The sequence below is a fragment of the Mycolicibacterium xanthum genome (assembly GCF_019710635.1).
GTDB classification, from domain to species: Bacteria; Actinomycetota; Actinomycetes; order Mycobacteriales; family Mycobacteriaceae; genus Mycobacterium; species Mycobacterium xanthum.
Genome location: NZ_JAIFZS010000109.1, coordinates 1 through 10,404, shown reverse-complemented (window position 1 = coordinate 10,404; position 10,404 = coordinate 1). Strand labels below are relative to the sequence as shown.

Here is a 10,404-nt window from a genome sequence, read left to right as displayed (position 1 = left end):
TTGCGCAACACCGTCGAACGAGGCTTCAACCGACTCAAGCAGTGGCGCGGCATCGCCACCCGCTACGACAAGTACGCCCTGACCTACCTCGGCGGCGTTCTGCTGGCCTGCGCCGTCATCCATGCCCGCGTCGGCACCCCACAATCGGGAGACACGCCCTAGGTCGATAGCCCCTTGCTCGATGTCGACGTCGCCGTTGCCGCCGGCGAACCGCGGCGCGGTGAAAAACAGTACAACGGAATACTCGACAGTCGACATCCCGTTGCCTCCGAGCTCGGTTGACGCAAGTGTGGGCTCAAAAGACTCATCCTCTTGTCGCCGTTGGCTGGTCGCCCTGGGGGTCGATCCAGAAGCTGCGTTTCTTCGCATACGCGTGATGCCCCGTACGCTTTCCGGCATGACTGTGAATCTGTGCCTAGCACAAGAACCCGCGGCTGATGCACTGCTTTCCCAGGATCCTCTGGCGCTGCTGGTCGGGATGCTGCTCGACCAGCAGGTGTAGATACACTTGCGACTGACCATGGGTAGGCATTCCTCATTGGTTGTCCAGTTATGTTGGGTGGGGGTGGCGTGTTCTCTGTGGATGAGTCCGGCTGACCGCATTATCGGCGACGGTCCACGGCGCGGGAACGGCTCACAAGTAGCCATTTGACGTCCAGCTGGTGCTCGATGAGATCGATTCCACAGATCGTAAATGGCCGATGATGAAGCCGATGGCGTTGTCCCACAGCGGAAGGGACGATCGATGCGGATTCACGGTCGTCGTTCCTGCAACGGTTGTTATCGGTCTGGGCTGTACATTCCGAACTCGATGGTGTGGTCGCCTTCAACGGGGCCGTGCTTGTCGAGAAAGCCGTTCAGAAGCAGGTTGGCGATCTTTGGGCCGTTTCTGGTCATGGTGACCCAGACGACATGATCGATCGCGCCGCGCCGCGGGACGTTCATCGCACCGGTCATCGCAGTGGTGATGTAGTCGCGGCCGAACCGCTGGGTGTAGTCATAGGTGTGGGTGTGGGCGGCAAACACCGTATAGTCGCGGTCGGCGAGCAGCTCCTCGATGCGAGCGAAGTTCGCGGCTTCTTGTTCCTCGCCGGTCGCGCTGCACCAGGCCGGCGCGTGCATCATCACGAAAACCCAGCGCACGTCCGTATTGTCAGCGAGAACTCGACGGAAGTAGTCGACTTGTTGGTCGCTGATGTTGATCGTGCCGAAGTACGACTCGATCGGCTCGGTGAGCTCCAGCAGCTTTGCGGCGCTGGCACCTTCGCCGACAGCAGCTTTCACGGCTTTGTAGGCGTCGTCGAGCATCTTCGCCTGGACCGGATCGTTGTCGAGCAGGGCGTCGGTGTCTTTGGGCGGATCCTCGGTATTGACCATCAGAAAGAGGGTGTCCTTATAGCGGAAGTGGTAGTACTCGCGCTCTCCGCCGAACCGTTCGTGCCACACCTTCACCGACGGCGGGTTGTTGAGGTCGTGATTGCCGGGAAGGTAGAAGAACGGCATCTCGAGCACCTCGACGTATCCGTCGAACTCCCGCCACCACTCCCGGTAGGTCTCTTCGGTCGCAGGAGTACCGTCTGGTGCGGTGTATCCCTCGACCAGATCACCAAGATTGACGACGAACTCGGGATGAAGCAAGTTCAACATGCGAAGCCCGGCAGCAACAACGCCTCGACGAGGACCTCCTGAATTGTCGGCCAGTACCGCGAAGTGAAACTCGTCGGGATCGTTCTTGAAGTCGAGATGGGTGTAGGGATGGACGTCCGGGTCGATGCTGAACATGGTGCTGTCAGTCAAGGTACTGTTCCTTTTCTTCGGCGAACACGGCGTTCCAGTCGTTGTTGATGCTGGCCATCGTCCATCCGCGTTGAGCGCCGACATCGAGGATCCGATCGGCCCCGGCGGTGTAGGCGTGTTCTCGCTCGGGATCGTCGTGCACGAGCACCAAGGCGAATTGGGCCACGTCCAGCATCTCGATGTCGACATCACCGTTGCCGGCGGCGACGCGGGGCAACCGGCCGGTTCGGGAGAACAGGTGCGACGGCTTGCGCGGACCCAAGGCGATCTCGCCGTGCATCGCATTCGGGCGAACGAGTCGCCCGTCGCGCTAGGTCCACTCCGGTGCCGAGCCGATCACGTTCTCTTTCAAGATCCCCCAGGTGTCCTCGGCGATCACCCGCATGAAGTCTCGGCCGCCACCGGAGCAGACGAAGATCCGCCACTGGTGGGCGCGCAGCAGGTCGAACAGCTCCAACATCGGCTGGTACACCAGCTCGGTGCACCGCTTGTCGAACTTCTCGTCGCGGTACGACGCCACGAATGCACACACCTCGGCGTCGTAATCCTCCGGGGAGGTGCCTTCCCATGCCTCGCCGATGCCCTGCAGGAACAGTTCGATCGCCCACGGTTCCTGACGGGCGACCCCGCCGAGGAACTCGGAGTCCTGGTTGAGAATCGACCGGTACGGTTCGCGGTCGGCCAGCGAGGGGTCGTCGCGCACCACGCCGACCAACTTGTTCAGCAGAAACGGTGCCTGCGGTGGCATCGGCTGTTCGACCCACAGGGTCCCGTCGTTGTCGAAAGCTGCCACCCGATCCGCCGGTGCGACGAAGTCGGCGGAAGCGTCATCGGAGGATCGCTCAATGAACTCGACAATCGCCGCTTTGACTGCTCCGGCGTTCCAGCTCGGCAGACGATCAACAGTCTGTGACATGGAGGCCTCCTCGTGCCGTGACCGTAACTGTGCTTCGTAACCAGCACATGAACATCGGAGCCACCTAAACCGCCGGTGCCGTTCGCTCCTGTCACGTCCGACAGCCTCAGCGGCCCAGTCGACATCCATCTTGCCTGATGGCCGGCTCGGTTGGTGCTCGATCGGATCGACCACCGTCTCAGCCGAGGTCACGCGTGGCGGAGATCCGGCCCTGGTCGATGACGCCCAGATCGAGGCGTTGATCGTGCCAGGTCCTGCTCAGCGCTGGGAGTTGATGACCTCCGACCCTGGCCATAGACGCACTGAGGGTGTGAACCTCGCAGGTATCCGATCCGATTCGTATCAGTTTCAAGCGCCACAGGAAGGGTTCTGATGGGAGAGATAGTGAACGTCGATAACTTCGTTCGGGCAGAGACCGCCCGGATGTTCGACGGGATGCTGGCGCAGTCGGGCGGGGCCAACCGATGGGTCCACCTGCGCGGGCCGACCCCGATCGACCGACAGTCGGTGATCCGAATGAACCGCGACACCCTCTACAGCACTGTGATCGCCGACATCAGCAAAGGCGCGACGCTGACGATCCCCGACATCGGTGACCGCTACCTGTCGGCGATGGTGGTCAACGAGGACCATTTCGTCAACCAGGTGCTGCACGAGCCCGGGGTCCACGAGCTGACCATCGATGAGTACGGCACGCCCTTCGTCTACGTGGCGGTGCGCACCTTCGTCGATCCCGACGACCCCGCTGACGTGGTGGCCGTCAACGACCTCCAAGACCGTCTTACCCTCGACGCCGCCGCCTCGACGCCGTACACCCACCCCGACTACGACGGGGCCAGCCTCGACGCCACTCGGGCAACCCTGCTGCAACTCGGCCAGTCGATGCCCGATTCAGCCCGCACGTTCGGGGCGGCCCACGAGGTCGACCCGGTCCGGCACTTGATCGGCACGGCCTACGGCTGGGGTGGTCTGCCCGAGTCCGAGGCCTTCTACCTGGTGAAGGCAACGCCGCAGCCCGTCGGGCACCACCGCATCACCTTCCGGGACGTTCCCGCCGACGGCTTCTGGTCGCTGACCATCTACAACCGGGACGGCTTCCTGGAGCCCAACGAGTACGCATCCTGGAGCGTCAACAACGTGACCGCCATCCCCGACGAGGACGGCTCGGTCACCGTGGACATGGCCCCGGAACCCGAAGGGTACCGGAACCACCTCTACATCATGGATGGCTGGAACTACGTCATCCGGCTCTACCGGCCACGGCCCGAGGTCCTCGAAGGTCGCTGGGTCGCGCCCGAGCCGGAGCTGGTCGGGTGATCCCCGCAACTGGTTGCAACGAGCGGGGTGCCATGACACGGCTCCAGGCAGGGCCACCGTGTTGGCGGCGCCGGGACCTGTCGCGGATGGTGCCCACCTACGCGCCCACGACCATGGTGTAAATACCAACAATCGAGTACTCGACAGTCGCCATACCGACGTCGAGAGTCTTCAGGCGAGTAGCTCGCCCACTGTGACTCGCCCTGCCGAGGTTGGCACGTAGGCTCCATTCATGACCGCGAAGCTCTGCCTGGCTCAGGAGCCGGAAGCTGACGAACTCCTGTCGCAGAGCCCCTTGGCTCTGCTGGTCGGCATGCTGCTCGATCAGCAAGTGGCGATACGATTACAACTATGCCGAAGCAAGCTCTACGCGCGCTCGTCGGGGCTCGCGTCTCAGTGGTCCAAGGACCGCAGAAGGTCTCACACCTGGCGCAGCTAGAGACCGCTACGAAGTGGGCCAAGGACAAGGGCTACGAGGTTGTTGGGACGTTCGAGGACCTCGGCGTCTCAGCCGAGAAGCGGCCAGAGGACCGGCCAGACCTCGGGCCGTGGCTCACCGATGAGGGAGCGGCCGAGTGGGACGTAATCGTCTGGTCGAAGATGGACCGCGCGTTCAGGTCTACCCGTCACTGTGTGGACTTCGCCCGCTGGGCTGAAGAGCGCCACAAGGTCGTAGCGTTCGCCGACGACGGGCTCACTCTCAACTACAGGCCGAGAGCCGCCAAGGGCATTGACGCGATGATGGCCGAGCTGTTCGTATACCTCGGCTCGTTCTTCGCCCAACTGGAGCTGAACAGGTTCAAGACCAGAGCGCAAGACAGCCACCGCGCGTTGCGGCAGATGGACCGGTGGGCCTCGGGCGTGCCTCCGCTCGGCTTCAAGGTGGTTCCCCACCCCAGCGGCAAGGGCAAGGGGCTCACCACCGACGAGGTCGGAAAGGCGCTGTTGCGGTCGATGTCTCGCCGTCTGTTGGACGGCTGGAGCTTCATTCGCATAGCGGCGTGGTTGAACGAGGCCTATGCCGACCCTCGCTGTGGCCGCAAGCATGTCGAAGGCTGCGAGTGCCGGGATGGCGCAGCCCTAACGAACATGGACCGCGCTCGGGTAGCGAAGGGCAAGCCGGCGAAGGCTCGACCGTGGACGGTCAACGTCGTGATAGACGGGCTTACCTCTCCGAGGACGCAAGGGCTCAAGATGACTGGCCGGGGTAAGGCGGCAACGGTCGTACTCGACGCCGAAGGGGAGCCGATAAGGCTCGGCCCTCCGACGTTCGATGCTGATACGTGGACGCAGATACAGCAGGCTGCACAGCTCCGCAAGATCGGGCAGCGGACCCCGAGCAAGACGGTTAATCCTGTGCTCGGCGTGGCGGTCTGCGGGTGTACCGGCTGCCCTGCTTGTGGAGAACGCTTGGACGGCTCGATCTGCGGGTCGTCGCTGGCTCAGCAGATCACCCGAAAGGCCCTCGCCAGCGGTGAAATGGGGGAGTGGCGTACCTACCGCTGCGGTAGAACCCCGTTGAACTGCAACGGAGTCAGCGCACGAGCCGATGACGTGGATTTCCAACTGGCGCATGAGTTCGGCTGGTTCCGAGGCGATGAGCCGATGACTCGACGGGTGTTCGTGCCAGGCGAGGACCACAGCGCCGAGCTGGAGCAAGCCAGCGCAACTATTGAAAGATTGCGAATGGAGTCCGACGCAGGGCTGTTGACTACGCCGGATGATGAACGGCAGTGGCTGGAGCGGATGAAGGCTCAGGTAGCCAAGCGTGACCGGCTCGCAGCGATGCCGAGCCGAGCGGCTGGCTGGGTAACCGAAGATACCGGCCAGACAAAAGCCGAGGCGTGGAGAGCTGCCGACACGGGGGACCGACGGCAGCTCTACCTAGACGCGGGCTTGATCTACGTACAGTGCCGCAAGGGGGAGCGGAGCTACTTCGACAGGTCTCAGACCCTGCTAGCTCCGACTTGGATGGACGACGAGCACCGCGAGCACTACCTGTCTCAGCTTCGCGACCGCCACAGACCTTGACTAGGTCGGTGTACGTGGTTGTTAGCGTCCGGCTGACGGAGACTTGAACGTCCGCTGCCGATGCAAAAGCCATCAGATGCACGCTCTGCACTTGTTGAGGTGTGGCCTGATCGGGTGAACGGTACGTCGAAGCTGTCACCTGAGGGACCGGCGGCGGGTTCCGCACACTCGTCTCGATGGCGGTGCCGAACCCCCACGACCAACTGCGGATACCCTGACCAGACGATGAGAGGTTCCGTATGCCACCGATGAAGTACCTCCGCTTCTACTTGGACCGGAAGTGCGTCGTCGTTCCCGGGTGGGGCAAGACGAAGAACACCCGGGGCGGGTGCTCGGGGTGGACGTCGGAGGACACCAAGCGGAACGTGGGCAAGCTTCGCCGGAACGCGAAGCTGGTCAACGGCACAGGAGGTTTGCTCGTGGTGGACATCGATCCGAAGAACGGCGGGTCGATAGACCTGCTCCGCCAGCGGTTCCCCGGTCTTCCCGACACTAGGACCGTCAGTACGGTCACCCCGCACCCTGACGGGCCGGGTGTCCACTTGATTTTCACGATTCCTAATGACGTCAAGGTCGCGACCAACCGCGGCCTTGGCACTGGCATCGACGTGCCCCATTCGGTGTTGTTGCCCGGCAGCGAGGTAGAACTCGATGACGGGACAGAGCGACGGTACGAGTTGATTGCCGACATCGAACCGGCTCCGGCCCCGCTGGCGTTGATCGCAGCGGTGGCCCAGGCCCGTCGGGAGTTCGTGGATCAAGCACCAGGTGATGCCGACGACGATGGTCTGGTGGAACACCTGGTAGCCGAGTTCGCAGACGCCTGGGCGGGCGAGCGGAACGAGATCTACATCAAGGTCGCTCCGTTGGTGATTGGCCTCAAGGGTGAAGAGGGCGCTGACATGCTCCGGTGGGCCTACACCGGTGACGATCACGACTGGTTGGAGTCGGCGCTGAAGTCGACGCTGTGGAAGTACGAGGGCGTGACGCCGACACGAACGGTGGCGAAGCCGTCCCCGTATGTGGTGGACGCGCTGGCGATCGCAGATCATCAAGCACGGTTCGGGAGATGGCCCGGCAGGATCGGTGCCAGCGACCGCAAGGTGATGCTGGCGATCATCGAGGCATGCTCGGCTAGGGGGGCGATGTCGGCACCCGCCAGTATCCGAGATCTAGCCCTGTGGGCCGGGATGGAGCCGAAAACGGCCGGCAAATCGGTTGCCCGACTGGTGAGTTCTGGACGGTTGTTCGTCACCCGAAGGGCCGACGACGGCACATCGGAGTACGCCCCAATAGTCGGGGAAATGACCACAGTCATTAGTAAGGGAATCCCCCTAGGGATTCCCTTATTGGATGATGTCTGGTTGAGCGACGGCCTAGGGGGCCGGTGCTCCCAGGTGTTTGATCTGGTTGGTTTTGGAATCCGCCGTGCAACACCACTTGCTAAGGCGGGTGGCATGGGGATCGACGCAGCGCGCGATGCGCTGGCGGCGTTGGTGGAAGCCAATCTGGTGATCCGGGACGGGCTGGACCACTACATCGCGCCGGACGCTGTGGCAGTCGCAGACCAGCTCTCGAAGGAGCGGGGCGGCCTCCTGCGTTGGGTGTATCTACAGGAACGTATCCGCGATGAACGTGCCCGGCCGCGCGGGGACGCAGTTGCGGCCGCCAAAGCAGCAGACGATTCCCGACGCCGCCGTGATGAGGATGAGGAACTCATGCGCCAGGTCGGCATGCTGTAGTCACCCAGAAAAGGCTGTTTAGTAGGCGTCGGCCTCAGATGGTTTCAATTCGCCGGCTACCCGTAGTAGCAGGCCGCCGTTGACCGTGTCCCATTCTTGACCAAGCATCGGCATTTCTCGCCGCATCGACTGGATGTGGTCGGCGCGCCTTTGCGCCGACACCTGGTCCGGCCATTGCTCGATCATCGCTCCACAGTCAACGCCCAAGTCCGTTCACCTTGGCAGTCGGGAGTCCACCAGGACGCTGGCTGCGATATAGCCGTTTGGCCTGCCGATCAGATTATTCGGGTCGTTGTCCTCGGTAGTCTCGATGAGTTCTGTTACCTCTGGGATCGTCGCTTCGATCGAAACGGCGACGCTCTGGGCAGTCGCTTGTTGAGGCTGCACCGCTTCGGCGGTGGTTGTGTCCGCGGGCGATGTTCCGCTGCTCTCGGTTTCCTTTTGCTCGGGTGCGCCGCAGGCGACACACAACGCCAACGCAATGGCAAGAGCGGCGGGTCTCAAAATCTACGTCGAGTTCACGCTGCATAGTTATAGACGGTCTGCCTGCTGATCCCGAAATCCCTGGCGAGTGCTGTCACGGATTCGCCCGCCGCTAGTCGAGCGCGAAGCTCATTGGCCTGCCCAGCAGTCAGGGCCGCTTTCCGGCCCTTGTACTTGCCGGCCGCCTTCGCAAGTACGATTCCCTCGCGTTGGCGTTCGAGGATCATCGACCGTTCGAAAGCTGCCACTGCTCCCAGCATCGAGAGCAGCAGCGTATTCATCGCAGAGTCATCGCCGGCAAAGGTCAGGTTCTCCTTGACGAACTCGACCTTGACGCCCTGGCCGGTGAGTTCGCGAACGAGTCGAAGAAGGTCTTCGAGGTTGCGTGCGAGACGGTCCATGGAGTGGACGACCAAGGTGTCGCCCTCGCGTACGTACTCCAGGCATGCGGCCAATTGAGGCCGCTGGGTGTCCTTGCCGCTGGCCTTGTCGGTGAATACCTTGTCCAGCTCGACCCCGTCGAGCTGACGATCAGTGTTCTGGTCGACCGTGCTGACTCGTTGGTATCCGACGCGCTGACTCATCTCCATCCCCTTCGCCTTGACGCAGAACTGTCAAGTTAGAGTTTGAGAATCTGGCAGACACGTGTCAATCAATCGGACATGCACTCTAATTTGACACCTAAGGCACGAAGAGGCCCTGCCCATTAAAGGCGTACCCTAGATGGACATTTGTCCGCCAGCGAGGCAGCTGGGGGCCTTTGCGGCGTGCTGTGGAGGCTGTGCCGTCCAGAAGGCTGAGCCAGGTTCACCCTTCCCGGGGGAGGCGGGTGCCCCTCCCTGGGGTTGCGGGCTGTGAGAGCGCCGCCCTCCGCGGTTTAGGCAGTGCAGACCTGGCTGGGATGGGCACGGTTGCCGACGTCGTCCTGGGCTACGTCCACCTGACGGGGCCGGGAGCAAGGCTGGCCTTCAGCGTGGCCGCCTTAGTCACACGGGATGGCCCCAGGGGGTTTACCCCCATGTCCCCACTCTGACCGGTCGGTTATGCGGTCGAGCTATTCTGTACGGGTTTTTGGACTTTTACCGTTACCGTCAGTCACAGTTATTTCTACTACTATAGGGCTACCGAGTGCTTTGATCTGGTCGCGCTGGCCTATCGCATCTGGCTCTGCGGCTCCGCGACTCCGGTCAGCAGTTGTCGAACTGCCACCGACCGTCGATGAAGGTCCAGGTACGCGGGTTCATGGTGCTTGCCGGTGCTTTCGGGTCGTTGTCGACCGAGACGACCTGGCCAGAGGATCCGTTGACCTTTACGGTTACGCCGGAGTACTGGGGGTTGCGCCCTTCAAGCCAGGATTCGAGGAAAATCTTGTAACTATCGAGATCGCCGATGATGTTCTTGCACCGCTGCGAATAGAACTCATACGCTTCTGCTGCTTTCCCTTGCGACGCCAGTACGTCGAGTTTGTGTGCAGCGGACTCCAGTGCCTCCTTGGAGTTCGCCGCAACAGTGGGCACAGGTGACGTGCTGACGACTGTGCTTACTGGGGACGGTTCAGGAGAGGAACATCCGCCAACCGCAGTGACTAAGGCAATCATCGGCAACGCCAACCAGGTCCGCATGGCTGAACAAGCTACACAGCCGCGACACCCGTCGCGACGCTGACATCCGTACGATTCACGTGTGAGGGACGAAGGCCAATTGGGGCCCACCAAGTGGGACGCAATCCTTCGATGCCAGACATGGCACATGTGGCCTGAAAGCCTCTCAGCCGAGCTTGCCGGTGTGCCGATCAATTACGGTGCCGACTCGCCTTTGTCGGTGAGCGTGGTCCTATGTGCTTACATGCCGAGATCCGATCCGTCGAAGTTCGTTGTTGAGGCGACCGACAGGGGTCCCGAGCTTCCCGACGACCGTGTCTTAGCCTCGATCCACCGATGAGCTGTTATAGCTGAGGCTGGGGTAGCTTTGGTGAGCACTTGCCGGTGGTGAGCAGGGGGTATCTGCTGGTCTGTCCAGCTTTTCCTTGTGTGCTGCGGTCGGGCCTTTCGGCGGGTGGTCAGGTGGTGGCGATCGCCGGTGGGCTGTGGCCGATGATGTTGCGCCACAGGGTGAGCC

The 10,404-nt window shown here is 62.3% G+C and carries 9 protein-coding genes and 2 pseudogenes; 5 read left to right on the top strand and 6 right to left on the bottom strand.

The window, feature by feature from the left end; genetic code table 11:
• Nucleotides 1–162: pseudogene (locus tag JDV09_RS26110) on the top strand (IS5 family transposase); the annotation flags it as partial.
• Between the two features lie 235 nt (nucleotides 163–397).
• Nucleotides 398–499, top strand: a pseudogene (locus JDV09_RS26105) (HhH-GPD-type base excision DNA repair protein); the annotation flags it as partial.
• A gap of 281 nt (nucleotides 500–780) precedes the next feature.
• On the opposite strand, the gene JDV09_RS26100 reads toward JDV09_RS26105, so the two are convergent.
• Genes JDV09_RS26100 through JDV09_RS26090 form a run of 3 tightly spaced genes read right to left on the bottom strand, consistent with a single transcriptional unit; the run spans nucleotide 781 to nucleotide 2,713 of the window.
• On the bottom strand, nucleotides 781–1,797 hold the full coding sequence (locus JDV09_RS26100) for a metallophosphoesterase family protein (protein ID WP_221372033.1): 1,017 nt from the start codon (nucleotides 1,795–1,797) through the stop codon (nucleotides 781–783).
• Nucleotides 1,790–2,077 carry a hypothetical protein gene (locus JDV09_RS26095; protein ID WP_221372032.1) on the bottom strand — a complete coding sequence of 96 codons (288 nt, stop codon included), beginning with the start codon at nucleotides 2,075–2,077 and terminating at the stop codon, nucleotides 1,790–1,792. The genes JDV09_RS26100 and JDV09_RS26095 overlap by 8 nt, the downstream gene beginning before the upstream one ends.
• A 30-nt stretch (nucleotides 2,078–2,107) precedes the next feature.
• The gene (locus tag JDV09_RS26090) at nucleotides 2,108–2,713 is read right to left on the bottom strand and encodes a haloacid dehalogenase-like hydrolase (RefSeq protein ID WP_221372031.1); all 606 of its coding nucleotides are present in this window, start codon (nucleotides 2,711–2,713) and stop codon (nucleotides 2,108–2,110) included.
• A gap of 372 nt (nucleotides 2,714–3,085) precedes the next feature.
• On the opposite strand from JDV09_RS26090, the gene JDV09_RS26085 reads away from it, so the two are divergent.
• The 3 genes from JDV09_RS26085 to JDV09_RS26075 all read left to right on the top strand — a co-directional run bounded on the left by JDV09_RS26085 (nucleotide 3,086) and on the right by JDV09_RS26075 (nucleotide 7,803).
• Nucleotides 3,086–4,030, top strand: coding sequence for a DUF1214 domain-containing protein (locus JDV09_RS26085; protein WP_221372030.1), 945 nt, complete (start codon nucleotides 3,086–3,088; stop codon nucleotides 4,028–4,030).
• Nucleotides 4,031–4,381: 351 nt separating this feature from the next.
• Nucleotides 4,382–6,061 (top strand): recombinase family protein, encoded by a 1,680-nt coding sequence (locus JDV09_RS26080; protein WP_221372029.1) that lies wholly within the window; start codon nucleotides 4,382–4,384, stop codon nucleotides 6,059–6,061.
• A 248-nt stretch (nucleotides 6,062–6,309) separates the two neighbouring features.
• Nucleotides 6,310–7,803, top strand: coding sequence for a bifunctional DNA primase/polymerase (locus JDV09_RS26075; protein ID WP_221372028.1), 1,494 nt, complete (start codon nucleotides 6,310–6,312; stop codon nucleotides 7,801–7,803).
• A gap of 18 nt (nucleotides 7,804–7,821) precedes the next feature.
• On the opposite strand, the gene JDV09_RS26070 is transcribed toward JDV09_RS26075, so the two are convergent.
• The 3 genes from JDV09_RS26070 to JDV09_RS26060 form a co-directional block, all read right to left on the bottom strand.
• The gene (locus JDV09_RS26070) at nucleotides 7,822–7,989 is read right to left on the bottom strand and encodes a hypothetical protein (protein ID WP_221372027.1); all 168 of its coding nucleotides are present in this window, start codon (nucleotides 7,987–7,989) and stop codon (nucleotides 7,822–7,824) included.
• 332 nt (nucleotides 7,990–8,321) lie between these two features.
• Nucleotides 8,322–8,870, bottom strand: coding sequence for a recombinase family protein (locus JDV09_RS26065; protein WP_221372026.1), 549 nt, complete (start codon nucleotides 8,868–8,870; stop codon nucleotides 8,322–8,324).
• 603 nt (nucleotides 8,871–9,473) lie between these two features.
• On the bottom strand, nucleotides 9,474–9,908 hold the full coding sequence (locus JDV09_RS26060; RefSeq protein ID WP_221372025.1) for a hypothetical protein: 435 nt from the start codon (nucleotides 9,906–9,908) through the stop codon (nucleotides 9,474–9,476).
• Nucleotides 9,909–10,404: the final 496 nt, after the last annotated feature.

Coding starts and splice junctions, on each gene's coding strand:
- JDV09_RS26070 (WP_221372027.1), bottom strand. CDS start 7,989: ATGATCGAGCAATGGCCGGACCAGGTGTCGGCGCAAAGGCGCGCCGAC.
- JDV09_RS26060 (WP_221372025.1), bottom strand. CDS start 9,908: ATGCGGACCTGGTTGGCGTTGCCGATGATTGCCTTAGTCACTGCGGTT.
- JDV09_RS26090 (WP_221372031.1), bottom strand. CDS start 2,713: ATGTCACAGACTGTTGATCGTCTGCCGAGCTGGAACGCCGGAGCAGTC.
- JDV09_RS26065 (WP_221372026.1), bottom strand. CDS start 8,870: ATGAGTCAGCGCGTCGGATACCAACGAGTCAGCACGGTCGACCAGAAC.
- JDV09_RS26095 (WP_221372032.1), bottom strand. CDS start 2,077: ATGCACGGCGAGATCGCCTTGGGTCCGCGCAAGCCGTCGCACCTGTTC.
- JDV09_RS26075 (WP_221372028.1), top strand. CDS start 6,310: ATGAAGTACCTCCGCTTCTACTTGGACCGGAAGTGCGTCGTCGTTCCC.
- JDV09_RS26085 (WP_221372030.1), top strand. CDS start 3,086: ATGGGAGAGATAGTGAACGTCGATAACTTCGTTCGGGCAGAGACCGCC.
- JDV09_RS26080 (WP_221372029.1), top strand. CDS start 4,382: ATGCCGAAGCAAGCTCTACGCGCGCTCGTCGGGGCTCGCGTCTCAGTG.